The organism is Actinomadura latina NBRC 106108, assembly GCF_001552195.1.
Classification (GTDB): Bacteria; Actinomycetota; Actinomycetes; order Streptosporangiales; family Streptosporangiaceae; genus Spirillospora; species Spirillospora latina.
Map to the genome: position 1 here is coordinate 31,434 of NZ_BCQS01000020.1, position 24,923 is coordinate 56,356.

At 72.7% G+C, this 24,923-nt stretch carries 21 protein-coding genes; 14 read left to right on the forward strand and 7 right to left on the reverse strand.

Going from position 1 to position 24,923, the window contains the following annotated elements:
• The first annotated feature begins 11 nt into the window (after window positions 1–11).
• The 5 genes from AL2_RS25050 (at window position 12) to AL2_RS25070 (ending at window position 5,585) form a co-directional block, all read left to right on the forward strand.
• A complete protein-coding gene (locus AL2_RS25050; RefSeq protein ID WP_067637593.1) occupies window positions 12–1,229 on the forward strand; it encodes a glycosyltransferase in 1,218 nt (405 codons plus the stop codon).
• Entirely contained in the window at window positions 1,226–2,521 is a 1,296-nt protein-coding gene (locus AL2_RS25055; protein WP_067637595.1) for an O-antigen ligase family protein, read from the forward strand. Before AL2_RS25050 ends, AL2_RS25055 begins: the two co-directional genes overlap by 4 nt.
• Entirely contained in the window at window positions 2,518–3,831 is a 1,314-nt protein-coding gene (locus tag AL2_RS25060) for a lipopolysaccharide biosynthesis protein (RefSeq protein WP_067637597.1), read from the forward strand. Before AL2_RS25055 ends, AL2_RS25060 begins: the two co-directional genes overlap by 4 nt.
• Window positions 3,832–3,833: 2 nt before the next feature.
• The gene (locus AL2_RS25065) at window positions 3,834–4,556 is read left to right on the forward strand and encodes a sugar transferase (RefSeq protein ID WP_067637599.1); all 723 of its coding nucleotides are present in this window, start codon (window positions 3,834–3,836) and stop codon (window positions 4,554–4,556) included.
• Window positions 4,557–4,664: 108 nt separating this feature from the next.
• The gene (locus AL2_RS25070; protein WP_067637601.1) at window positions 4,665–5,585 is read left to right on the forward strand and encodes a hypothetical protein; all 921 of its coding nucleotides are present in this window, start codon (window positions 4,665–4,667) and stop codon (window positions 5,583–5,585) included.
• Here AL2_RS25070 and AL2_RS37680 read toward each other — a convergent pair.
• Together AL2_RS37680 and AL2_RS25075 are read right to left on the reverse strand one after the other, a co-directional pair.
• Window positions 5,582–5,734, reverse strand: a complete 153-nt coding sequence (locus AL2_RS37680; protein WP_157438348.1) for a hypothetical protein — start codon at window positions 5,732–5,734, stop codon at window positions 5,582–5,584. The genes AL2_RS25070 and AL2_RS37680 overlap by 4 nt on opposite strands.
• 172 nt (window positions 5,735–5,906) lie before the next feature.
• Window positions 5,907–7,472: a Rieske 2Fe-2S domain-containing protein gene (locus AL2_RS25075; protein ID WP_067637603.1), complete on the reverse strand. Its 1,566-nt coding sequence runs from the start codon at window positions 7,470–7,472 to the stop codon at window positions 5,907–5,909.
• 254 nt (window positions 7,473–7,726) lie between these two features.
• Here AL2_RS25075 and AL2_RS25080 point away from each other — a divergent pair, with 254 nt between their 5' ends.
• From AL2_RS25080 to AL2_RS25115, 8 genes are all read left to right on the forward strand, one after another.
• Entirely contained in the window at window positions 7,727–8,533 is an 807-nt protein-coding gene (locus AL2_RS25080) for a sensor histidine kinase (protein WP_067637606.1), read from the forward strand.
• Window positions 8,530–9,177 (forward strand): response regulator transcription factor, encoded by a 648-nt coding sequence (locus AL2_RS25085; protein ID WP_083946882.1) that lies wholly within the window; start codon window positions 8,530–8,532, stop codon window positions 9,175–9,177. The genes AL2_RS25080 and AL2_RS25085 overlap by 4 nt, the downstream gene beginning before the upstream one ends.
• A gap of 131 nt (window positions 9,178–9,308) precedes the next feature.
• The gene (locus AL2_RS25090; RefSeq protein WP_067637612.1) at window positions 9,309–10,208 is read left to right on the forward strand and encodes a cytochrome P450; all 900 of its coding nucleotides are present in this window, start codon (window positions 9,309–9,311) and stop codon (window positions 10,206–10,208) included.
• 93 nt (window positions 10,209–10,301) lie between these two features.
• Window positions 10,302–11,597, forward strand: a complete 1,296-nt coding sequence (locus tag AL2_RS25095) for a sensor histidine kinase (RefSeq protein WP_067637615.1) — start codon at window positions 10,302–10,304, stop codon at window positions 11,595–11,597.
• The gene (locus tag AL2_RS25100) at window positions 11,594–12,259 is read left to right on the forward strand and encodes a response regulator transcription factor (RefSeq protein ID WP_067637617.1); all 666 of its coding nucleotides are present in this window, start codon (window positions 11,594–11,596) and stop codon (window positions 12,257–12,259) included. The genes AL2_RS25095 and AL2_RS25100 overlap by 4 nt, the downstream gene beginning before the upstream one ends.
• 89 nt (window positions 12,260–12,348) lie before the next feature.
• Window positions 12,349–12,960, forward strand: a complete 612-nt coding sequence (locus AL2_RS25105) for a response regulator (protein WP_067637619.1) — start codon at window positions 12,349–12,351, stop codon at window positions 12,958–12,960.
• A gap of 273 nt (window positions 12,961–13,233) precedes the next feature.
• A complete protein-coding gene (locus AL2_RS25110) occupies window positions 13,234–13,827 on the forward strand; it encodes a DUF6230 family protein (protein WP_067637622.1) in 594 nt (197 codons plus the stop codon).
• A 4-nt stretch (window positions 13,828–13,831) separates the two neighbouring features.
• Window positions 13,832–15,058 carry a DUF6114 domain-containing protein gene (locus AL2_RS25115; protein ID WP_247612201.1) on the forward strand — a complete coding sequence of 409 codons (1,227 nt, stop codon included), beginning with the start codon at window positions 13,832–13,834 and terminating at the stop codon, window positions 15,056–15,058.
• Here AL2_RS25115 and AL2_RS25120 read toward each other — a convergent pair.
• Genes AL2_RS25120 through AL2_RS25130 form a run of 3 tightly spaced genes read right to left on the reverse strand, consistent with a single transcriptional unit; the run spans window position 14,968 to window position 19,934 of the window.
• Window positions 14,968–16,389 carry a serine/threonine-protein kinase gene (locus tag AL2_RS25120; RefSeq protein WP_067637627.1) on the reverse strand — a complete coding sequence of 474 codons (1,422 nt, stop codon included), beginning with the start codon at window positions 16,387–16,389 and terminating at the stop codon, window positions 14,968–14,970. The two genes, AL2_RS25115 and AL2_RS25120, sit on opposite strands and share 91 nt — an antisense overlap.
• A 21-nt stretch (window positions 16,390–16,410) precedes the next feature.
• A complete protein-coding gene (locus tag AL2_RS38675) occupies window positions 16,411–18,096 on the reverse strand; it encodes a serine/threonine-protein kinase (RefSeq protein ID WP_067637629.1) in 1,686 nt (561 codons plus the stop codon).
• Window positions 18,096–19,934, reverse strand: a complete 1,839-nt coding sequence (locus tag AL2_RS25130) for a serine/threonine-protein kinase (RefSeq protein ID WP_245666897.1) — start codon at window positions 19,932–19,934, stop codon at window positions 18,096–18,098. Before AL2_RS25130 ends, AL2_RS38675 begins: the two co-directional genes overlap by 1 nt.
• A 200-nt stretch (window positions 19,935–20,134) precedes the next feature.
• On the opposite strand from AL2_RS25130, the gene lysX reads away from it, so the two are divergent.
• A complete protein-coding gene (gene lysX, locus AL2_RS25135) occupies window positions 20,135–23,434 on the forward strand; it encodes a bifunctional lysylphosphatidylglycerol synthetase/lysine--tRNA ligase LysX (protein WP_174550879.1) in 3,300 nt (1,099 codons plus the stop codon).
• On the opposite strand, the gene AL2_RS37685 is transcribed toward lysX, so the two are convergent.
• Entirely contained in the window at window positions 23,431–23,979 is a 549-nt protein-coding gene (locus tag AL2_RS37685) for a hypothetical protein (protein ID WP_157438349.1), read from the reverse strand. The two genes, lysX and AL2_RS37685, sit on opposite strands and share 4 nt — an antisense overlap.
• Window positions 23,980–24,119: 140 nt before the next feature.
• Window positions 24,120–24,917 carry a GNAT family N-acetyltransferase gene (locus AL2_RS25145; RefSeq protein ID WP_067637636.1) on the reverse strand — a complete coding sequence of 266 codons (798 nt, stop codon included), beginning with the start codon at window positions 24,915–24,917 and terminating at the stop codon, window positions 24,120–24,122.
• Window positions 24,918–24,923 lie beyond the last annotated feature (6 nt).

Genomic DNA, 24,923 nt, shown 5'->3' on the forward strand with positions numbered 1-24,923 from the left:
GTGTGCGTTTCATGACCACGAGGAAGCTCAGAGTCGCCACGGTGATCACCCGCTTCAACGGCGGGGCCGGGCAGGTCGCGCTGAACGGCGCGCTGGCCCTCCCGGACGGCGGCTACGAGCGCGCGATCGTCACCGGCGGCGTCGGCATGGACAGTACGGCAGCGTCCACGAGAAACAGCGTCCTCTATGGGGACGATGCCGTCGCCAACGCCGCCGCCGGTGACCTCACTCCGCGGGCGCACGCGGCCGGGATGGAGATCGTCCAGGTGGGGCCGCTGGTGCCGCAGATCTCGCCGCGCGACGACGTGGCCGCGCTGCGCACGCTGACCCGCGTGCTGGCGGAGGGACGGTACGACGTCGTCCACACGCACAGCGCGAAGGGCGGCGTGATCGGCCGGGTCGCGGCGGCCCGCGCCGGGGTGCCGCGCATCGTGCACACCTGGCACGGGTTCCCGTTCAACGAGTTCCAGTCGTGGGCGCGGCGGCGCGTATATATAGGTCTCGAACGGATCGCCGCCAAGCGGACCGACGCGTTCCTCGCGATCGGGTCGGAGACGGTGACGACGGCGCTGCGGCTCGGGCTGACGACGCCGGAGCGGGTGCGGCTGTCGTGGCCGGCCGTGGACGTGGACGCCTACGCGACCGCGCCCGGCTCCCGCGCGCAGGCCCGCCGCCGCCTCGACCTGCCGCTCGGCGTGAAGGTCGTCGGGTCGATCGGGCGGCTGACGTTCCAGAAGGGCCCGGAGATCTTCGCGAAGGCCATCGCGCGGCTGCCGGACGACGTGTTCGGGCTGTGGGTGGGCGGCGGCCCGATGGCGGACGAGCTGGAGAAGCTCACCGCCGGGCTCGGCATCGCGGACCGGATGCGCTGGCTCGGGCACCGCGGCGACGTCGCCGACGTGCTGCCCGCGTTCGACGTGATGGCGATGGCGAGCCGGTGGGAGGGGCTCCCGTGCGTGCTGGTCGAGGCGATCGGCGCGGGGATCCCGCTGGTCGCGACGGCCGTCCCGTCCAACCAGGATCTCGTTCTCGCCGGTGAGACGGGGATGCTGGTCCGGCCGGAGGACCCGGAGGGGCTCGCGCAGGCCGTGGCGGCGCTGCTGGACGACCCGGCCGCCGCCACCCGGATGGCGGAGCGCGCCCGCGCCCGGGTCGGCGACTGGTTCTCGCCGGCGCACCTCGGGACCGTCCTCGACGAGACCTACCGAGGGAGCTCCGCACGCCCATGACCGCGACCGCCGAGGCCCCGCCCGCAGCACCCGCCGAGAAGCGGGCGCCCCTGAAGAAGGGGACGCGGCTGCCGTCCGTGATGATCGTCGCGGGCATCGCCTCGCTGCCGATGCTGATGCCGGCCGGGCTGGCGCCGGGGCCGGGCAACACCGGGCTGCCCGACGTGGCGCTCGTCGGCGTCGCCGCGACGATGCTGCTGTGGGCGGGCACCCGGAGGCTGCCGATCCGGTGGCCGTTCCTGCTCCCGACCCTGCTGACGATCATCGCGGGCGGCATCGCGGCCGTGGTCAACGACGCGGGTGCGCTCACCCTCGGCAAGGACCTGTTCGTGCTGCTGTGGGCGGTGAGCATCGCGAACTTCGGGCGCGACACGTCGCTGCTCAGGCTGACGCTCCGCGCGTTCGTGTGGATCGGGACCTGCTACGCCGTCGTCATGATCGTCGGTTTCGTGCTGGGGATCGAGGCGCTGTCGGGCAAGCAGATCGACGGCGAGCGCGCGATGTTCACCTTCGGCGACGCCAACTACGCGTCCAACTGGTTCATCTGCGTCTTCTTCGTCGCCCGCGCCTCGCGCTTTCCCGAGACGACGTGGAAGCGGTGGGCGGTCTGCGGGGTCCTGCTCACCGCCGAGGTGCTGACCGGCTCGAACGGCGGGCTGCTCGCGCTGTGCGTCGCGATCCTGCTCGGCTACCTGTTCCGGCTGTTCCGCGAGGGCAAGGCGCACCACGCCGTCGCGGTCGGCTCGCTCGCCGTGTTCGTGGGCGGCGGCGCGGTCGCGGTCGTCTCGGCGGTCAACGTCCAGCCGCTGCTGGACCAGGCCAGCCAGGCGTCCCCGATCCTGCGCGACTCCATCGGGCGGACGACCGGGGAGAGCACCAACTCGCGCAGCACCGTCCTCGCCACCACCATCCAGATGATCGACGACCAGCCGCATCCGTGGGGCATCGGGCCCGGCCAGACCGAGAAGCAGATGCTGGTGCGGCAGGAGACATACGTACGCGAGGCCCACAACGACTACGTGGCCTCCGTCCTCGAACGCGGCTTCCTCGGGGGCGTCGCGCTCATCGTCCTGGTGTTCATCCTGCTGCTGAAGTGCGTGCGGATCGCCCGCCGGGGCGCGCTGACCGGCGAGTACGCGCGGCTCGTCCCGCGTCCGGAGCTGTTCGGCGCGCTCATCGCCGTGTTCCTCGTCTCCGGCCTCTTCTACGAGACCCTCCACTACCGCCACGGCTGGGCGATCTTCGGGCTCATCGCCGCCCTCGACCTGTTCGGAAAGAAGGAGGCGGCATGACCGGCACGCGGTCTCCGGCCGTCGCCGGGCCGGGGCGGGAGTCCCGGCTGCGGCGGCGGCTGCTCGCGCTGGTCGCGGGCAACATGGCGGGACGGATCGGAGCGCTCGGGTCGCTCGGCATTGCCACGATCCTCGTCGCGCGGATCGGCGGGCCCAAGCTCGTCGGCGCGTTCACGCTCGTCCGGATCCTGCCCGGCCTGCTGTGCCAGCTGTCGAGCGCCGGGCTCCCGGGCGCCGCGCCGTTCTTCCTCGCGCGCTCCGACTACGACCAGAGCCGGGTGCGGCCCACGCTCGCGTGGCTCACCGTGATCGGCGCGGCGATCGCGGGGATCGGCTGGCTCGCGCTCAGCCCGCTCTTCTACCTGGTGTTCTTCAAGTCGTTCGGGATCTGGGTCGCGGTCGCCGCCGCCGCGCCGTCCTTCACGCAGGGGTTCGTGTCGGTCGGCAAGGGCCTCCTCCAGGGGACCGACGACCAGCCCGGCGCGAGCCTCGCCATCGCCGTCGAGGAGTTCGTGTTCCTGCCGATCTACCTGGTGATCCTCACCGGCTGGTACGGACCCGGCGCGCTCATCGCCGGGCTCGTGCTCGCCGACGTCGCCGCCGCCGCGTGGATCGCCCGGCGGCTCGCCCGCCGCGGGTTCTTCGCCGGGTGGGGACGCCCCGACCGGCGGCTCGGCCGCTCCATCGCCGGGTTCGGGTTCCGCGGCTACCTGGGCCAGCTCATCGACCTGCTGCAACTCCGGTTCGACATGGCGCTGCTCGGCGCGCTCGCCGGCCCGAAGGTGCTCGGCGTCTACACGGTCGCCAGCAAGTTCGCCGAGCTGGTGCAGCTGCCGGGGCTCGCGGTCAACTACGTCCTGTATCCCGACTTCGCCAAGGAGGACCGGGAGACGGCGACGAAGAGGACGTCCCGCCTGATCCTGCCCGCACTGGCCGTGTCGGCACTGGCCGCGCTGCCGCTCGCGCTCATCGCCGGGACCGCGCTGCCCTGGGTCTTCGGGGACGTGTTCGACGACGCGGTCGCGCCCACCTACATCCGGCTCGCCGGCGTCGTCACGTTCGGCGTGACCGGGCTCATCATGGCCTACCTGTACGGGGTCGGACGGCCCGGAGCCGCATCCACCGGGCAGGGCATCGGCCTCGTGGTGGTCGTCGTCCTCGGCGCGTACCTGATCCCGGCGCACGGCGCGATCGGGGCGGCCGTCGCCACGTCCATCTCCTTCGTCGCCACCACGGCCGCACTGCTGGTCTGGTTCCAGCACGTCAAGAACACCGCACCCGAAACCCCCGCGCTCAAAGACAAGGGGTGACCATGTCCGAGCTCGCGAACCGTCCCGTCGACATGTCCGGCGGCATCCCCCCGTCGTGGACCCGCCGCGTGCTGGACGTCGCCGGCGCGCTCACCGGGCTGCTGCTGCTCAGCGTCCCGCTGCTGCTCATCTACGCGCTGGTGCGGCTGTCCAGCCCCGGCCCCGGCGTGTTCCGGCAGCGGCGCGTCGGGCAGGGCGGGCGGCCGTTCACGATGTACAAGTTCCGGACGATGCGGCAGGGCGTCGGCGGCCTCACCGTCACCGCCAACTGCGACCCGCGGCTCACCAGGGTCGGCAAGCTGCTGCGGCAGTGGTCGCTGGACGAGCTGCCGCAGCTGGTGAACGTGCTGCGCGGCCAGATGACCCTCGTCGGCCCGCGTCCGGAGACCTACGACCTCGCCGAGCACTACGACGCGGGCTGCCGCTGGATCTTCGACCACCGGCCCGGCCTGACGGGCGTCTCGGAGGTCCGGTTCCGCGACTTCGACGTCCTCGGGCCCGGTGAGGAGGTCGACCTCGTCAACTACATCGAGCGGATCGTCCCGGCCCGCGTCGCCGTGGACGCGGTCTACCTGCGCGACCCGTCGATGCGGGCCACGTTCGGCGCGCTCTGGGACACGGTGAAGCACATCCTCGGCATCCCGGTCCCGCCCCTCCGGATCACCGGCGCGTTCAAGGAGACGCCGGAGAAGCGCGCCGCGGAGGAACCCGGCTCCGCCGCCTGATCCCGCCCGCCCGGGGGACGCCCTCCAGACCCCCGCAGCAGCCGACAGCCGATCCCGCTCCGGCCGGCGTCCGCTGCGTCACCTGATCGCTCAATCGGGGAACACGACATGGACATCCGGGACGCCCGGTTCAAGCTCTCGGCGGTGGCGGCCTCGGTCGTCCTGGTGGCCGGGTTCCTCTTCTACCTGCAGCACAGGGGGTCCGGCTACGAGTCCTACCGCGGGCCGCTCGCCTCGCCGGGCACGCCCGCCGCCGAGCCCCACAAGACCCGGCGGATCGCGCTCAACACCCAGCCCGCCGACTACCCGCGCCTCCAGGCGCTCGGCTACGACCTGGTGGACGTCAAGGCCGACGCATCCCTCGTCGCCGGCGTCCCCGCCGGAATGCAGGCGCTCCTCTGGGTCGGCAACTTCACCTGCGGCGACTTCGAACTCGGCTGGGACGCGTTCAAACGCGCCGTCCAGCAGTTCGGGCGCGACCCGAAGGTCTACGGCTGGTACCTGTCGGACGAGCCGAACACCGGCGACTGCCCCGAGGTCGCGGGCGAGATCCGCCGCCGCGCCGGCTACCTGAAGGCCCACGCGCCCGGCCAGGTCTCGTTCATCTCCCTGACCGACTGGCCGATGAGGCCGCTCACCCCGAAACGCGCCGGCGTCGACCTGGTCGGCCTCGACCCGTACCCCTGCAAGGGCTCGGCCGAGACCCGCGAGCACTGCGACATAGGGGCGATCGACCGGATGGTCCGGATGGCCGACGCCGCCGGAATCCCCCGCACCAGGATCGCGCCCGTCCTGCAGACGTTCGGGCAGAGGTGCTCAGAGGGCGACAAGCAGTACTGGCTGCCGACGGAGGCCCAGTTCCGCAAGATCCTCGCCCGCTGGGACCGCCTCACGCCCCGCCCGCCCCTGGAGATCTCCTACTCCTGGGGCCGCCAGGGCGAATGGGCCTGCCCCACCCTCTCCGACGCGACCGGCGGCGGCCACCCCGACCTGCAGACCCTCATGCGGGCCCGCAACACGCGGAACTAATGATCGCCGGCCTTGTCCGCGATGGCCGGCTGCTGTGAGCCGGACGGCACCGGGAAGTCGAACGAGCCCACCTTCAGGGCCGCGACCTCCATCACACCGACGACCAGAACGAACGCGACGGCCAGCAGGCCGAGCTTCTTGCGGTCCAAGACCCGCACCCCTTCAAACCCCCAGAAAACGCAGGTCAAACCTAACACAGGACGATCTACCACCCGCCCGGCAAGCACCGCTAAATCCCCATATGTGACCGTCTCGTTACGGCGCCCCCGACGCGCGCGGGCCGGGCGACGCGGGGTCGCCCGGCCCGCGGCCGTGGACGGGTCAGCCCACCTTCTTGCTCGTCAGGTTGGCGGCTCGGGCGTTGACGCATTCGCCGGTGGCGAGGTCGAAGGCGAAGTTGTGGGCGAGGCAGTGGATCCGGCCGTCGCGGACGACGGCGCCGACGGAGAGGTCCTCGCCGGCGTGCGGGCAGTAGCGGGGGATGTCGTAGCGGGCGCCGTCGCAGGCGACGGTGATGCGCTCGGACTCGTCCCGTCCGGTCTCGTACTCCTCGACGGCCTGCAGGGCGGGCGCGTTGGCGTGCTTGAGGAGGCCGACCAGGTAGTCGTTGTAGACGTCGGGATCGCGGTAGAGGCTGAGGCGGAAGGAGATGAGGAGGTCCTCCCAGGCCATCCGGCCGGTGAGGACGGTGTCCAGCCAGCGGCCGGCGGTGGTGATCCGGTAGTGCGGGCGGGCGTCCGGGGACGCGGCCGACACGGTGACCCCGTCCGGGGAGATGTCGACGTCCCAGACGCCGCCGTTCGGCCCGGTGATCTCGAACCGGACGATCATCGCGATCTGCCGGTTGAAGTAGTCGCTGAGGCCGCCCAGGCGGGCGAAGTGCGCCGAGAAGCGGTCGAACAGGCCGGGGCCCGGCTCCGGGTACTCCGCCAGGACGCCCGCGATGGCGGCCGCGCGGTCGGCGGCGTAGCGCTCGAGGTAGGCCTCGCGGCCGGCGTCGGCGAAGGAGAACTCCGCCGAGACCGGGTCGCGGGTGACCTCGCCGGTGTCGAGGTCGACGGCGTCGCCGGGCTTGAAGTAGTCCCAGCGCTGCCTCGGCAGGTGCTCGCGCAGCCACGCGGTGGCGGTCTCCGGGTCGCAGAACGCGCCGTCCACCTGGCCGAGCACCCAGTTCAGGTGGTCGACCTCGGCGTCCAGGAAGCACGGCGGGCCCGCGAACGGGACCGCCAGCTCCGGCTCGGTCTGCCGGACGAGCCGCTGCGCCGCGCGGAGCTTGGACATCCGCTTGGCCATGGAGACCTCCGCCATCTCCTCGGCCGGGTACTCGTAGCAGATCGGGTGCCAGGACGCCCCGGACGCCTGCAGGGCCATCAGGTCGAGCCGGCCGCCCGCGAGGTGCTTGGCGCGGCGGGTCTGCGCGGCGGTGAGCCGGGCGTCGTTGCAATGCAGGACGCCGCGGCCGTCCGCCACGATGAGAAAGGCGGCGTCGTGGCACATCGGTGACAGTTCCGGAATCACCGTGATCCAGGACCCGCGATTGTCAAGGGGGAATTTCTCCCACGGCTCGATCTCGATTACCTGGCGGCCGCCGGCGGCGGCCGTGATGCGTTCCCGGAACGCGGGTCCGGGATAACACGGAATGAGGATTCTGGTCCGCGCCGGAAGGCGCTCCAGGACCCACGGGTCGAAATGATCTAGATGCTCGTGCGAGACGGCGACCCAGTCGGCGTCGAGGACCGGGGCCAGGTCCAGGTGATCGTTTCTCGGATACTGGTGCCAGGCTCCGAGAAAGGCCCCCGTTGGAGCGAGCCACGGGTCCGCGAGCAGGTGGAACGCGGTCGCGTCCACCGCCACCCCCGCATGTCCGAGAAATGTGACCGTCGGCATGAGGAGACTGTCCCGTGCGGCGCGCACCGGCACACCCGCCGGAATGCGCAAAGCGGCTACGCCACCGGCATGAAAGAAATGCCTCGGGCAGAACTGACATTCCTGAGACGCCCCGGTAAAGGGCGAAGTTCACAGTTGCCTTCCGCATGTCCACTTCTGGTCAATCACCGGTCTGTTGCGGCCAATTGACTAGACATCCGCAGGGATGCGGGGTGACGGTCTACAGGGTGCTGGAATAGCGGACGGGGGATTTCATGGACAACGGGCGGGCGCGGTCCTCCCCAGCGGAGACCGCCGCGGGCGCGGGGACGCTCGCGGGCGCACGCGACGGCGAGCGGGACCGGCCGGGGGCGTCCGGGGCCGGCGAGCAGGTGCTGTGGCGGCGCCGGCTCCGCCACGACATCCGGCACGAACTGGGCACGATCATCATGCTGGCCTCGGCCGTCGTCGTCGCGGAGGACGTCGGCGACACCAGCCGGGCCCGCATCGACCAGCTGCTGGGCGAGACCCGGTGGCTCGACCACCTGCTCCGCCGGCTCGACGAGGGCGACGACGGCGACGCCCGGCCGCTGCCCGGCCCGGAGCGGCTCCGGGTGGACGAGCTGACCGCCGAGGTCGTCACCGGCATGCGGCTCGCCACCACGCACGAGGTGTGCTTCACCGGCGGCGAGGCGTGGGCCCACATGGACCCGGTCGCGCTGTGGCGCGCGGTCCGCAACGTCCTCGACAACGCGTGCCGCGTCGCGGCGGGGCGCGTGGACGTGCGCGTCGACGCCGACCAGGGCTGGATCGCCATCCAGGTCGACGACGACGGCCCCGGCTTCGGCGCCGGCTGGGGCGCGCACCCCGGCCGCCCGGCGCGGCCCGGCCTCGCGTCGCTCGGGCTCGGCATCGTGCACGACCTCATCTCCGGGTACGGCGGCAGCCTGGAGATCCGCACCTGCGAGATGGGCGGGGCGCGCGTCCGGATGCTGCTGCCGGCGGCACCGCCCCCGGACGACCTCGCGGCCCGGGGCACCGGCGCCGACACGTGCACCGACGACTGGCGGCTCCATCCATGAGAATGATCGTCTGCGACGACCACGCGGTCTTCGCCGAGTCGCTGTCGCTCGTGCTGGCGGACGCCGGGCACAGCGTCGTCGGGGTGGTCTACTCCCCCGCCGACGCGCTGCCCGTGCTGCGGGCCAGGCAGCCCGACGTCTGCCTGATCGACCTGCAGTTCCCCTCCGGCACGGCGCTCGACTGGATGCCCCGGCTGCGCGCCTCGTCCCCGCGGACCAAGTTCGTCGTGCTGACCGGCTTCCTGGAGCAGCCGGTGCTGGACGAGGGCGTCGCGGCGGGCGTGCGGGGGTTCGCGCACAAGGGGCAGCAGGCCGGCGACATCCTCACCGTGCTGCGCCGTGTCGCGGACGGCGAGGTCGTTTCGGGCCAGGCGGCGCTGCGCGGCGGCGCCCGCCCGCGCAGCCGCGCGCAGAAGGTCGCGCAGTTCCTCACGCCCCGCGAGCGGGAGGTCCTGACGCGGCTGGCGCGCGGCGAGTCCACGCAGGCGCTCGCCAAGGCGATGGGGGTGACGCGCAGCACCGCGCGCAGCCACGTGCAGAGCGTGCTGTCCAAGCTGGGCGTGCACTCGCAGCGGGAGGCCGTGATCGAGGCGGCCCGGCACGGCCTGGTGAGCGTCGAGACCGGGGAGTGGCTCGCGGGCTGACCCCCGAATCCGCCGGGGGCGTGGGGGTTGTCCCCCACAAACTGCGCGATACGTGGGCGGGACGGCCGAATCCGGCCCTTCAGGGTTCGGCCGGGACGCGTTAGCGTCTGCCTCGGAGAGGAGGTTCCCCCATGCCTCAACGGCGAGGCGCGCCACCCGTCTCCGATGCCGGGGCCCTCGGCCGTGCGGACACCTACGCCCGCGGGGTCCCCTACGACCGGTTCGAGCGGCTCCGGTCGCGGACGCCGGTGGTGTGGCTGGACGGGCGCGGAGCGGAGCGGCCCGGCGCCTGGGCCGTGCTGCGCTACTCCGACGTCCGGCATGCCCTCGCGCATCCCGAGTTGTTCGCGCCCTGGCCGGACGGCGCCCCGCACGGACCGGCGAGCGGCGGCGATCCGGACGTCGCCCACGACGACGTCGCCCACGACGACACGGCCCTCATCGACATGGATCCCCCCGCGCGGGCCATGCTCGCCCGCATCCCGTCCCACGGCGCGGTGGACTTCGTCGGCGCGGTCGCGCACGACCTGCCCGAGACGCTGCGGAACACCCTCGCCGGGGGCCTGCACGCGCTGCTGCGCCACCCCGCCGAGTACGTCCGGCTGCGGGAGGAGCGGGCCGACGACAGGCTGGTCGACAGCGCCGTGGAGGAGATGCTGCGCTGGTGGACGCCGGTACTCCAGGTGCGGCGGACCGTCCAGCGCGCGACGGCCGTCGGCGGCGTGCCGCTGCTGGCCGGTGAGCACGTCAGGCTGTGGCTCGTCTCGGCCAACCACGACGACGAGATCTTCCCCGAGCCCGGCCGGTTCGTCCCGGACCGCTTCCTGCGCTCCCCCCGGCCGCATCTGTGCTTCGGGTTCGGGCACCGCGCCTGCCTGGGTGCCCGGCTGGCGCGCGTGCACCTGCGCGCCATGCTCGTCGCGCTGCTCGAACGGCCGGGCCTGCCGCGGCCGGCGGGCGAGCCGGTGCCGCTGCGCTCCAGCGCCCGCCGCGGCTTCACCCACCTCCCCGTCCGCTGGACCGCCCGCTGAACCGCGGGCGGTTTCGCGTACATCGCGCGGAGTAGGGATGCGCACTCCCCGGGGCCGACGTGCCGTTGGACCTTCAGGAATTACTGTGCGGGAATGAGCATCTCACCGTCGCCCGGGCCGGGCCGCCCGCAGTTGCCGCGCCCCGGCACGTGGCCGGTGTGGGTCGTTCCGGTCCTGGTCGCGCTCGTCCAGGTCGCCGGGTCGCTCGGCGCGCAGCGCGGCCGGCCGGGCGACGGGGCGGCCGGCGGCCCGCCCTGGGAGCACGGGGGCGGCGGCCCCGCCGGGACGGGGCACACCGATCTCGACGCGCTCGGCTTCGCGCTGCTGCTCGGCGGCCCCGCACTGCTGCTGCTCCGGCGCCGGCACCCGGTGTTCACGGTGTGCGCGACCGCCGCCGTGACGGCGCTGTACTTCCTGCGCGCCTACACCTACGGGCCGGCGCCGCTCGCGCTGGCCGTCGCGATGATGGCGGCGATCGTGGCCGGGCACCGGCTGGTCACCTGGGCCGGGACGGGCCTCGGGCTCGCGGCGTTCTTCGGCCTCACCGCGCTGATCGGCGTGCCCGCCGCCGAGCGCGGGCGGGACGGGCCGTTCCCGGTGGAGGAGCCGACGCTCGGCGCGTCCAGCTTCGTCGTCGGGTGGGCGCTGGTGGTGCTGGTCAGCTCCGAGCTCATCCGGATGCGGGCGCAGCGGGCCGCGGAGACCGCGCGGATCCGCGCCGAGGAGGAGCGCCGCCAGGCCAGCGAGGAGCGGCTGCGGATGGCCCGCGAGCTGCACGACGTCCTCGCGCACAACATCTCGATGATCAACGTGCAGGCCGGGGTCGCGCTGCACCTCATCGACCAGAACCCCGAGCAGGCGCGGACGGCGCTCGCGGCGATCAAGGACGCGAGCAAGGAGGCCCTCACCGAGATGCGCGGGGTGATCGGCGCGCTGCGGTCGCAGGGCGAGTCCGCGCCGCGCGCCCCCACCGCCGGGCTCGACCGGCTGGACGATCTGCTGGACCGGGCCCGGTCCGCAGGGCTGGCGGTGGAGGCGGAGATCACCGGGGAGCGGCGGCCGCTGCACGCGGGCACCGACCTCGCCGCGTTCCGGATCGTCCAGGAGTCGCTGACGAACGTGACCCGCCATGCCGGTCCCGGGCCGGTGACGGCCCGGGTCCGCATCGCCTACGGTGAGCACGAGGTCGTGGTGCGGGTCGAGGACGACGGGCGGGGCACCCCGCTGCTGGACGACCGGCCGGGCGGCAGCGGCATCCGCGGGATGCGCGAGCGGGCCGCCGCGCTGGGCGGGACGTTCGACGCCGGGCCGCGTCCGGGCGGCGGGTTCCGGGTGCGGGCCGCGCTCCCCCTGGACGAGGACGCCGAAGACATGAGGGGTGCGCAGTGATCAAGGTGGTGCTGGCGGACGACCAGGTGCTCGTCCGGGCCGGATTCCGGGCGCTGCTGGACGCGCAGTCCGACATCGAGGTCGTCGGGGAGGCGAGCGACGGCGAGGAGGCGGTGGCGCAGGCGCGCCGGGCCCGTCCCGACGTCATCCTGATGGACATCCGCATGCCGGGCCTGGACGGTCTCGCCGCGACCCGGCGGATCGCCTCCGACGAGCGGCTCGACGGCGTGAAGATCGTCATCCTGACCACGTTCGAGCTGGACGAGTACGTGTTCGAGGCGCTGCGCGGCGGCGCGAGCGGGTTCCTGGTGAAGGACACCGAGCCGGTCGAGCTGCTGCACGCCGTCCGGGCGGTCGCGGACGGCGACGCGCTGCTGTCCCCGAGCGTGACCCGGCGGCTGATCGCCGAGTTCGCCGCGCGCGCCAAGGAGCCCGCGCCCTCGCCGCGGCTGAACGCCCTGACCGACCGGGAGCGCGAGGTCATGGCGCTTGTCGGGGAGGGCCTGTCGAACGAGGAGATCGCGGCCCGCCTCGTGGTCAGCCCGGCCACCGCGAAGACGCACGTCAGCCGCACGATGGTGAAGCTCGGCGCCCGCGACCGCGCGCAGCTGGTGGTGTTCGCCTACGAGTCGGGACTGGTCAAACCCGGCTGGCTGCCATAGAAATTTACTCTCCGGCGATTCGCTGTTGCCGTCCGCAAGGACATGACAGGCTTGGACGGGGCACACCGCCATCGACGTTGAGGAGTCCGGTGCCGAACGACACGAGGATCCTGGCCGTCGACGACCGCGAAGAGAACCTGACCGCGCTCGCGGCCGTGCTCGACGCGCTTCCGGTGGAGGTCGTGCCCGTCACGTCCGGGCAGGCGGCGCTCAAGGAGCTGCTGAACGAGGATTTCGCGCTGATCCTGCTGGACGTCGTGATGCCGGAGATGGACGGCTTCGAGACCGCCGAGCACATCAAGGCGCGGCCGCGCACCCGCGACATCCCGATCATCTTCCTCACCGCCGGCGGCGGGGCCGGCGAGCAGGCGTACCGGGGGTACGCGGCCGGCGCCGTCGACTACCTGACGAAGCCGTTCGACCCGTGGCTGCTGCGCGCGAAGGTGTCGGTGTTCGTCGACCTGCACCGCCGGACCACCGAGCTCAGGCAGCAGGCGAGGCTGCTGCGCAGCACCCTCGGCGGGGACGACGCCGAGGGCGCGCTCGCGGGCTGCGAGCGGCTGCTGGCCGCCCTCGACGAGCGGCTCGCCAAGGTGGAGGGCGAGGTCGCCCGGCTGCGGTCCGGTGAGCCGGCCGACGCCCTCGAAGAGCACGTCGGCGCGCTGCGCCTCGCGCTGGACGCCTTCTCCGCCGGCTCCTGAGCGCCGTTCCGATTCGGGACCTTCGGCCCGTACGGTCGGGGATCTTCGGCCCGTGACGATCACACTCGGTAGTTGATAGTAGTTGACCTTGCCGGTCCTTATTGACATCGAGTTCAAGAAAAATTGGCAGGTCACCGCCCAGATTCTTTACCTTGCGACCCCGTGATCCGGTTTGTCGCAAGTAAGTACTTGGTAGTAACTTGCACTCACTGTCACGAGATCGACCGGTGTCACCGGGTCCGTCCGGGCCCTAGACCCCCAGGAGCAACCCCCATGAGCGACTCCCCCGAGGCCGCCGCCGGCCGCGTCCGCTGGAAGCGGTTCGCCGCCATCGCCGCCCCGGCCGCGATCGGCGCCGGCGCCCTCGTCTTCATGACCGCGCAGGGCGCCATCGCCTCCTCCTTCGCCGTCTCCGGCGGCAGCTTCAAGGTCAGCGCCGACTCCCTCACCGGGCAGGGCTTCGTCCAGTACGGCGGGGTCGACGCGAGCAAGGACGGCGCGAAGCACCCGGTGCAGGTCTCCGGCATCAAGTCCGCGCAGATCCGCAACATGTGCCAGTCGGTGAAGGTCGGCCCGTTCACACTCCGGCTGACCGCCGGAACGGGTTCCAAGCCGGTCGAGGCCACCGACCTCGTCCTGGACGTGGAGCAGCTCAACGCCGACGCCAAGTTCTCCAACATCGAGATCGGCCGGGACGCGAGCACCCTGGACAAGGGTCCGAACGGCGCCCAGGGCCAGGCCGGGATGTTCGGCCAGCAGGCGTCCAGGATCGAGCTGACCAATGTCAGGCAGGTCGCCTGGGCGACCACCGCCGGGACGTTCAAGCTGAGCAACCTCAGCATGAAGCTCGGCGACGAGTGCTTCTGAAACCATGAACCCTGCCGAAGCAAGTCCTGCCGGACCGCGTCCCGCCGACCCTGACGGGTCCGGAACGCGGGGGGCCGGGCCGCGCGGGTTCCGCCGCTGGCGGCGGACACGCCCCTTCTGGGGAGGCGTGTTCGCCGTCCTCGCCGGCCTGGAACTGATCGCGATCCCGCTCGCGCCGATGCCGCTCGTCGTCCACCAGGGCATGGCCGGGGTGGCCAGCTGGCTGATCGGCGCGCTGCTCGTCACCGCCGGCGTGCTGATGTGGGCGCAGCCCGCCCAGCGCAGCTTCTACGGCATCCTCGCGGTGCTGCTGTCGCTGGCGTCGTTCCTCACGTCCAACTTCGGCGGGTTCTTCGTCGGCCTGCTGCTCGGCCTGATCGGCGGCGCGCTCGGCTTCGCCTGGTCCCCGGCCCCGGCACCCGCCCCTGGCCCGGACCCCACCGCTGCCCCGGACCCCGGCGCGACCATCCCGGACGCCTCGTCACCGCACCGGGAACGCGGCAGGCCGGGTGCGCACGCGGCACCGCGCGGCGGGCACCTGACCGCCATCGCGCTCCCCGCACTGCTCGGGTTCCACCTGCTCAGCCCCACTCCGGCGCCATCGCCGCCGGCATCGCCCACTCCGGCGCCATCGCCCACACGAACGCCATCGCCCGCTCCGACCACGACCCCGGCGCCCAGCGCCACGCCGACCCCCACGGCGCCGGCCTGCCCGGACGTCCCGGCGAACGGCTCCGGCCTCTCGCAGGCCGAGGCCCGCAAGCTCCTCCAGGAGTTGACGTCGAGCAAGGACCCGGCCTGCGCCCCGAAGAGCAAGGCGGCCGCATCGGGCACCCGCGTCTACAGCGACTCCGGGACGTTGCGGGCCGACTCCCTGACGATGTCCGGGCTCCGCTACGACGGTGTCGCGCCCCTGGCCTCGGCGGCCGGGACGGTGAAGGCGCTGAAGTTCAGCATGTCGAAGGCCGTCCTGGAGAACGTGGACCAGACGTCCGCGCACGGCGCGGCGACCGTGCGGATACGGACCCCCAGCCTCACGCTGACCGGCGACGTCGTCATGTACACGACGAAGATGTCGTCCAAGCTGCTGGGGATTCCGCTGACGTTCACGCCGGAGCATCCGCCGCCGCTGACACTGCCCTACATGGTGATGACGGACGTGGTGTCCGAGCAGCCGACTGTCACCGCGAACGGCGCGCAGCTCGCCGGGCTCGGCATCGCCGACGCCTGAGCGCCCGCCCGGAGCTTGCCGCGCAGGATGAACGCGCCGAGCAGCACCGCCGCCACGACGAGGACCACCGCGATCGTGACGACCAGCACCGTCCTGCGGCGTTCCCCGCCCGCCCGCGCCGGAGGCGGCGGCTGCTGCCAGTTCGAGTACTGGCGCGGCTGCTCCCACGGCGGAGGCGTCTGCGGCCCGGGCGGCTGCGGCGGAGGGCCCGTCCGGGCGGGCCCTCCAGGACCGCCGGGCGCCCACTCGGTCTCCAGCAGCGTGCGGGCCTCGCGGTCCTGGCCGGGCCGTGCGGGCGGCGGGCGGCCCGGCCCGCCGACCTCCCCGAAGCCGCCGGGGTCGCGACGCGTCACCGCCTCGCGGTCCTGCCGGGTCACCACGCCGAACTCGGACGGGTCCAGGACGGTCTCCGCGGCGTCGTCGGCGCGGCCTCCCGGCGGCCGGCGGGCGGGCGGCTCGTCCGTCACCGTCTCGCTCGCCGCCGAGCGCACCGGCGGCGGGGCCGGCGGAGCGGGCGGCGGCAGCGCCGCGACCCGGGTGAGCAGCGGCTCCGCCTGCGCGGCGGTCATCCGGTGCACCGGCTCGCGCGCCAGCAGCCCGTCCAGCACCCGGGTGAGCGGCCCCGCGTTCCGCGGCGGCGGGACCGGCTCGGTCAGCGCCGCCTGCAGCGACGACATCGCGTCCGACCGCTCGTAGGGGGACCGGCCCTCGACCGCCGCGTACAGGGTCGCGCCGAGCGCCCACAGGTCCGACGCGGGCACCGCCCGCTCGCCCTGCGCCCGCTCGGGCGGGATATAGGCGGGCGACCCCATGACGAGGCCCGTCTGGGTGAGCGTCGCGTCGCCCTCCATCTGCGCGATGCCGAAGTCGGTGAGCACCACGCGGCCGGAGTCGGTGATCAGCACGTTGCTGGGCTTGACGTCGCGGTGCAGGATGCCCTTCTCGTGGGCGTGCCGGAGCGCGCCGAGCATCTGCAGCCCGATGTCGGCCACGCGGCGGTGGTCCATCGGACCCCGCTCGATGATGTCCTGCAGGGACGGGGCGAGGACCAGCTCCATCACGATCCAGGGCCGGTCGGCCTCCTGCACCACGTCGTGGACGGTCACGACGCCGGAGTGGTTCAGCCGCGCCGACGCCCGCGCCTCCCGGAACGTCCGCTCGTACAGGACGGCGATCTCGTCGTCGTTGAGGCCCGGCGGGAACACGACCTCCTTCACCGCGACCTCGCGGTCCAGCATGACGTCGCGCGCGCGCCACACGGTGCCCATGCCGCCCCGGCCGACCACCGAGTCCAGCCGGTAGCGGTTACCGAGCAGACGTGCCTGTGTCATGTCGGAAGAGTCCCCCCATTGTCATCCCACCCCGGAGGGACGGAACGTGTCGAGCACATTCTTCACGAGCGGCTCTCTCTCGTTCCACTGGGACGCGGGAACCGCCACCACGACCGCGTAGGGCCGGCTGCCGATGATCACGCCCCGGTCGCGGGCGCGGGTGAGTCCCGCGCCGCGGGTCCAGGTGAACTCGATGTCGGCGGCGGCGTACCCGGCGACCTCCGTGCGGGTGATCTCCCCGACCCGCTGGAAGTCCTTCAGCTTGCCGTCCGCGATGGCCTCCCGCTCCCACGTGGACCAATGATCGTAGGGGTCGCCGCTCCAGACCGTCTGGTCCACCTGAATGTAAGCGCTGGACACGGGGTCGGTCCAGATGACGCTGTTGCCCTGCGCCGAGCGCCGCCATCCGCGCGGGACCCCGATCGTGTAGCCGGGGCCGGTCTGCGGGACGAGCCCGGCCGGCAGCGGCACCGTGCCCCCCGCCGGCGCGGACGCCCGCGGGGACGCCCGCGGGGACGCGGGCGTGCCGCGCGGCGTGTTCTGGGCGGCGGGCGTGGACTGCGTGGCCACGGTGCTGGGCGTCTGCGCGGTGCTCGTCCCCCCGGAGGACGGGCGGTTCGCCCAGAGCACGACCCCGGCGACCGCCAGGATCACCGCCGCCGCGGCGACGCCCCCGAGGATCGGCAGCAGCGGCGACCGCCTGCGCGGCCCCGGCGGCTGCGTGTGGCCGGGCGTCCACTGCCGGCCGGGCCCCGGCGGGATCGGCGCGGTCATCCCCGGAGACGGAGTGGGCGGGACGGGGACGGGCTGCCGCGGAGGCGCCGGCCGGGTGGCGGACCCGTCCACGGCCGTCGCCTCGCCGGAGCCGAGCCGGGCGGCGGCCAGGTTCGCGGCATGACCGGACGCGACCGCCTTGAGCGCCTCCTCCGCCTGGTCCCCGCTGAGCCGCCGCGCCGGGTCGCGTTCCAGCAGCCCGGTCAGGACGGGCGCGAGCGGACCGGCGTTCTTCGGCGGCGGGACGTCCTGCGTCATCACGGCCGCGAGGACGGCCATCGCGTCGCTGCGGTGGTGCGGCGCCCTTCCCTCGGTCGCCGCGTAGAGGGTCGCGCCGAGCGCCCACAGGTCGGACGCGGGGATCGCCGGGTCGCCGTTCACCCGCTCCGGCGACATGTACGCCGGCGACCCCATGATCAGGCCGGTGCCGGTGAGCGTCGCGTCGCCCGCCATCTGCGCGATGCCGAAGTCGGTGAGGACGGCCCGGTCGTCGTCGGCGACCAGCACGTTCGCGGGCTTGACGTCCCGGTGCAGGATGCCGATCGCGTGCGCCGCGCGCAGCGCCCCCGCGATCTGCCGCCCGATCACCGCGACCCGGCCGGGCGGCAGCGGCCCGTCCTCGTCCACGATGCCCTGGAGAGAACGGGCCCGCACCAGTTCCATGACGATCCATGGCCGGTCGTCCTCGTCCACGACATCGTGTACGGTCACGACGCCCGGGTGGTTCAGCCGCGCCGACGCGCGCGCCTCGCGGAGCGTCCGGCGGTGCCGGTTCTCGCGCTCGTCGTCGCTCAGCCCGGCGGGCAGCACGACCTCCTTGACGGCGACCTCGCGGTCGAGGGTCTCGTCGCGGGCGCGCCACACCGTGCCCATCCCGCCGCGTCCGACCACGGATTCGAGCCGGTACCGACCGGCGAGGAGGCGGCCGTCCATCAGTCGTCCGCGGGCTTGAAGTACTGGTAGACCGGCTGCAGGTCCTTGAACACCTTGTCCCAGCCGGCGTCGGGGGCGCACAGGAGGATGGCGTAGCCGTGGCCCTTGGTCACGAAGCCGCGGTCGAGGATGTGCATCCTTCCCCCGTCGCCGTCGAAGGTGAACTCCCAGTCGGCGGAGTCGTCGCCGTCACCGGTGTCGGGGACGGGCGGGTGGTCGCCGGTCGGAGCGATCCTGAGCTTCTTGTAGCCGCGGAAGCGGGTGACGTTGCGCGCCTGCCGGCGCCAGTCGTCGATCGCGCTGTCGCCCGGGTCGTCGGTCTGGCCGATCTGGAGGTAGACCCTGCGGTCGGGCGAGTAGAAATGGTCGCCGCCCGGCTTGCGCTCGGGCCCGCTCCAGCCCTTCGGGACGGGCACCTGGTAGCCGCTGGAGTCCTTGTGCGTGGTGAACCCGGCGGGCAGGCCGCCACCGCTCGGCGAGCCGCTCGGTGAACCGCTCGGCTTCGCGGACGTGGCCGGGGCGGACGGCGTCGTGCCGCCGCCCGGCGGGGCGGTCTTGTCCTTGTCGCCGCCGCCGCCGTTGGCGAGCGCGATGCCCGCGACGACCACGATGACGACCAGCACGATCGCGGCGACGATCAGCACGTTCCGGTTGGCGGCCAGCGCGGGACGGGCGGGGCGCGCCGCCGGGTGCGTCGTCGGCGGGAAGTGCGTGGACGGCCCAGGTTCGGCCGGCCCCTGCTCGTAGGAGTCCTGCTCGGAGGCCGCTACGGCCCCGGCCGGCCGGGTACCCGGGCCGGACCGCCAGGAGGTGACCCGGTCGGGGTCGGGCGCGGTCTCGCCGGGGTTCGCCGGGTCGGCCGCGCGGGCCTTGGCGGTGGGGAGGTCGAAGCTCGTCAGCTGGTCCGGGCGCGCCTCGGGGTCCTGGACGGTGGTCTGGGGGCCGGGGAGCTCGTCCATGGAGAACTCGACGGCCATGGTGCGCTGCGTGTCGACGGTCTCCTGCCGGACGATGTCGTCCAGCAGCGCGCCGGCCTCGATCGCGTCCATCCGCTGGTCGGGGTTCTTGCGCAGCAGCCCCTCGATGACCGGGACGAGCCGGCCGCCCTTCTCCGGCGGTTCGGGCTCCTCGGAGATCACCGCGACCAGCGCGGCCATCGGCTCGGGCCGCTCGAACGGCGACCTGCCGTGCAGCATCGCGTACAGGGTGACGCCGAGCGACCACAGGTCGGACGCCGGGCCGGCGACGCGGCCCCGCGCGCGCTCGGGCGCGATGTAGGCGGGCGAGCCCATCACGAGGCCGGTCTGGGTGAGGGTGGCGTCGCCGGACGCGGTCGCGATGCCGAAGTCGGTGAGCACGGCCCGCTCGCCCATCCGGCCCGTGCCGGTGATCAGCACGTTGCTGGGCTTGACGTCGCGGTGCAGGACGCCGGCGCCGTGCGCGGCGTGCAGCGCGGCGAGCATCTGCCGGCCGATCTCGGCGGCGCGGCGGGGCTCCAGCGGACCGTCCTGCTTGATCACCTGGTCCAGGGAGCGCGCCTCGATCAGCTCCATGATGATCCAGGGCCGGTCGTCCTCCTCGACGACGTCGTAGACCGTGACGACGCCGGGATGGCCGAGCCGCGCGGCGGTGCGGGCCTCACGGAACGTGCGCTTGTGGTGCACGGCGCGTTCCTCATCGGTGAGACCATGCGGGAGGATGACCTCCTTCACCGCAACGTCACGACCGAGGACCTCATCGTGCGCCTGCCAGACCGTCCCCATGCCGCCCCGGCCGACCTGGGTCACCAGGCGGTAGCGGCGGGCGAGCAACCGCTCGCCGGTGGGTTCATTTGGCATATCCGCGACCATATCGACTTTTGCTGACAACCTTGGACCGAGCTTGCAAGCAGCATCCCCCTACCCGTACGACGTCCGACGCGGGCCCGAGGTTCGCCGCCGGGCGGGCACGCGCGGACGAGAGCGTGGTCGACGTGACACCCGGTAAAAAGGAGACGGCCATACCAGCGAAGTCCCTACCACGTGCGGACCGGGGGACCATGATCGACAAAGGCCCGCAGGGCGGCCTGCGGGGCGAGTGGGGCCGGCTGATCCAGGCCGCGCCGACGATCTTCTTCTGGTACACCCGTCTCTCCGGGATCCTGTCGCTGCTCGCGTGGGTCTCCTATGGTCTCATCCTTGAGATAGCCGATATCTGGGCGCTGCGCTGGATCGGGTACCTCGGCTGGTTCCCCAGCGTGCCCATCGGGCTGGTGTGGATCCTGCTGTCGATGGGCGTCCGGCGGCGCAAGAAGGCGGCGTGGCGGATCCTCGTCCTGATCTTCTGCCTGCCCACCGCGCTCGCCGTCACCGCCGTGCTGACGACGGTGATCAGCCCGGACATGCCCACCCCCGTCGGGTTGCTCGTCACGGCCGGCGTGTACCTCGCCGTCCTCGGCCTGCTGATCGCCGCGCGCCGGCAGTTCACCACGCTGCCCGACCGCGCCAACCGCCGGCTCGCCACCATCGTCTTCACCAGCCTCCTGGTCGTGACCTGCGGAATCGGCACGTTCCTGGTCACCGTCACGGACCGGAACGCGAGCGGCGACTTCTGGACGCATCCGCTCTACGCGATCTCCCAGACCGTCCTCGGGCCGCGCGTCACCGGCAAGCCGATCGACGTCTCGGTGCCGTTCTGGGTGGACGCGATCCTGTGGAGCCTCGGCACCGGGCTGCTGATCGTCACGTTCTGGGCGCTGTTCAAGCCGGGGCGGCGCGACCCCGTCCTGTCCCCCGCCGAGGAGCTCGCGGCGCGCGCCCTGCTCGCCGAGTACGGCGACCAGGACTCGCTCGGCTACTTCGCGCTGCGCCGCGACAAGGACGTCATGGTCGCGCCGAACGGTAAGGCGGCCATCGCCTACCGGGTGGAGGGTTCGGTCTCCCTGGCCAGCGGCGACCCGCTCGGCGACCCCGAATCCTGGGACCAGGCGATCGAGGCGTGGCTGGGCGAATGCCGCGCCCACGCCTGGATCCCCGGCGCGGTCAGCGTCGGCGAGCGCGCCGCCCACATCTACAAGCGGCACGGGTTCGACGCGCTCGAACTCGGCGACGAGGCGATCATCGACCTCACCGACTTCAACCTCGACGGGCGCGAGATGCGGCAGGTCCGGCAGGCCGTCCGGCGGGTGGAGCGGGCCGGGTACACGATCCGGATCCGGCGGCACTCGCAGATCCCCGGCTGGGAGATGGCCAAGCTGATCCGCAGCGCCGACGCCTGGCGCGGCGAGGAGACCGAACGCGGCTTCTCGATGGCCCTCGGCCGCCTCGGCGACCCCACCGACGGGCGCTGCGTCATGGTCGAGGCGTTCGACGCGCACGGTGAGCTGCGCGGGCTGCTCAGCTTCGTCCCGTGGGGGCGGGCCGGGCTGTCGCTCGACCTGATGCGCCGCGACCGGCTCGCCGAGAACGGCCTCAACGAGTACATGGTCGCCAAGCTGGCGGAGAAGGCCGCCGCGGTCGGCGCGCAGCAGCTCTCGCTGAACTTCGCGATGCTGCGGTCGGCGTTCGAGCGCGGCTCCCAGATAGGGGCCGGGCCGGTCGCGCGGCTCTACTACCGGTTCCTGTCGTTCGCGTCGAGGTTCTGGCAGCTCGAATCGCTGTACCTGTCGAACGCCAAGTACCTGCCGCACTGGCGCCCCCGCTTCATCTGCTACATGCAGGGGCGGCACCTCATCCGGCTGGGCCTCGCCTATGCCCGCGCCGAGGGGTTCCTGCCGAGCTTCAACCGCCCGAAGCTGGACCGGGCCGCGGCGATGGTCCCGTCCACCGAGCTCGTCGACAAGATCCAGGAGATCGAGGCGGCGGCGGACGCGGCGCGCGCCCCGCAGCGGCGGCTGTCGGAGCAGGAACGGGTGCGGCACGCCAAGCTCGACCAGATCCGCGCCGCCGGGATGGAGCCCTACGCGCTCGGCTGCGAGCGCACCGACTTCGCCGCCGACATCCTCTCCCGCTTCCCGGGGCTGGCCCCCGACACCCATACCGGCGTGCCGGCGGCCATCGCGGGACGGGTCGTCCTCGCCCGCGAGCACGGCCGGCTGATCTTCGTCACGCTGCGGGACGAGACCGCCGACCTGCAGGTCATGCTGACCGCGGACGCGCTCGGCGACGAGTCGCTGCGGCACTGGAAGACGTTCATCGACCTCGGCGACCAGGTGGGCGTGCGCGGCGAGATCGTCACGTCCCGGCGCGGGGAGCTGTCGGTGCTCGCCTCGTCGTGGACGCTCACGGCGAAATGCCTGCGCCCGCTGCCCAACAAGAGCTCCGGACTGTCCGACCCCGAGGCCCGCGTCCGGCAGCGGTACGTCGACTTCATCGTGAACGACGAGTCCCGCCGGATGCTGCGGATGCGCGGCGACGCGATCGCCGCCGTCCGCGACGGGCTGCGCGACCGCGGCTACCTCGAAGTCGAGACGCCGATGCTGCAGCCCGTCCACGGCGGCGCCGCCGCGCGTCCGTTCACCACCCGCATCAACGCCTACAACATGCAGCTCTACCTGCGGATCGCGCCCGAGCTGTACCTGAAGCGCCTCCTCGTCGGCGGCATCGGGCGCGTCTTCGAGCTGAACCGCAACTTCCGCAACGAGGGCGTCTCGCAGAAGCACAACCCCGAGTTCACGATGCTGGAGGCGTACGAGCCCTACGGCGACTACGACACCATGGCGACGCTGACCCGCTCCCTGGTCGTGGACGCCGCCCGCGCCGCCCTCGGCACCTCCGTCGTCGTCCGGGACGGCGTCGAGTACGACCTCGCCGAGCCCTGGCAGGAGATCACCGTCTACGAGTCGGTGTCGAAGGCCGTCGGGGAGGAGGTCACGCCCGACACGTCCCTCACGGCGGTGCGGGGGCTGGCCGAACGCCACAAACTGAACGTCGACCCGCAGTGGCGGCAGGGAAAGATCGTCCAGGAGCTGTTCGAGGCCCTCGTCGAGGAGGACCTGACGGCGCCGACGTTCGTCCGCGACTACCCGGCCGAGACGTCCCCGCTGACCCGCCCGCACCGGTCGGACCCGCGGCTCGCCGAGAAATGGGACTTGATCGTCTTCGGTCTCGAACTGGGCACCGCCTACTCCGAGCTGATCGACCCGATCCTGCAGCGCCGCCGCCTCACCGAGCAGTCGCTGCAGGCCGCGGGCGGCGACCCGGAGGCCATGGAACTCGACGAGGACTTCCTGCGCGCCCTGGAGTACGCGATGCCGCCCGCCGGCGGCATGGGCATGGGCATCGACCGCCTCCTGATCACCCTGACGGGCCGCAGCATCCGCGAGACGATCCCGTTCCCCCTGGTCCGCCCCGGCTCCTAGAGCCGCCGCGGAACGGCCCGGTACCCCTCGCCGGCAAGCCATTTCCGCGCGGCTCCCCGCTGGGCGTCCTCTCCACGCGGGACGGCGGCCGGCGGGATCGGCAACCATCCCCGCCCACCATGGGGGATCTCATCTCCCGGCGGCCCGCAGCCCCCGCCCCCCTCATAGGCGGGCAGGTCATCGGCGGGCAGGACGTCGCCGCGCGCCAGGTCGAGGACCTGATCGCCGTCGTCCATGGCCGCTGCCACGGCGCCCAGGTCGACGGGCAGCGGGACGAGCGGTTCGGCGGGACGCGTCCCGAGCGCGGCGGCGAGTTCGGCGGCCAGTTCGGCATCGCCCGGAAGATCACGTTCGTGCAGTTCATTCAGGCATTCGCGAGCCAGTTCGGCGTCTGTTCGGCCCTTGGCGAGTGCGGCCACGAGCACGTCGCCGGCGTATTGGAGCACGGGCTCGAGCGGGCGTCCCCGAAGCACACCGGCATCGCCGTCGCCCGTGTGGGCGGCGGCGCGCAACCGCGCCAGCGCCTCCTCGTCCCACTCCGTCACATGATATTTGTACAGACATCCACTGACATTGGTGCGCGGATTCAGTGAGACCGCTTGTCGTCCATGAACCACCGGGCGTTCCCGGCCGTCCTGATCCGCGCCTCATCCGGGGCGCGGGTCCCAGATCGACCGTCCCGAAGTCACCGGCCGGGAAGCTCACACAGACGGGCCCGTTCTCGCGCAGAGTTCGGGATGCGGTAGTGGTAGGCGCATATCTCGGTGAAGCCCGCCCGCTCATAGAGCCGCGTCGCCGGGCCATTGTCGCGCTCGACCTGGAGATACATGCGGTCGGCTCCGTTCCCGGCGGCCCAGTCGGCCAGGGTTGCCAGCACATTTCGCGCCGAGCCCTTCCCACGGGCCCGGGGAAGAGTCGCCATGCTGAAAATGCCCGCCCATCCCCTGTCGGCTACCGCACGTCCGACGGCGACGACTTCGTCCCCCACCATCGCGGACGCGTAGGCGGACGGCAGATCAACGCGGGCGAGCATGTCCCATTCAGCGCGAGAATCACCATTCACCGCCTGCCAGGTCGCGAACCACGTCCGCGTCGGCCGTTCGTCCAGCCGAACGTGCAATCTCCTTGCCCGCTCCAGGACGCGGGAAGTGTCCGCGACCTGCAACGACACCGAACTGTGCCGGAGATATCCGCGTGCGCCCAAAACAGCGTCGAGCTCTTCCGCACAAACCCGCGGCGTAACTTGGAACCGCGGAATCGAGCCGTGCACGGCATAGAATTCTTCCGCTTCGACGACCCTGCGGGTCACGTCGTCCACACCGGCGCCACCATGCGGCAGAACCGCCCCCACCCACCAGGAGCAGTCCGGGGAGAAGCGCAGCCACCACCCACCGACGTCATCCACGCGCTCTGCGGGCTGGCCACGGGCCGCGCTCTCCTGCAGGAACATGACGTTTTCCGGGCTCTTCACGGCGTCGACCATCGACCA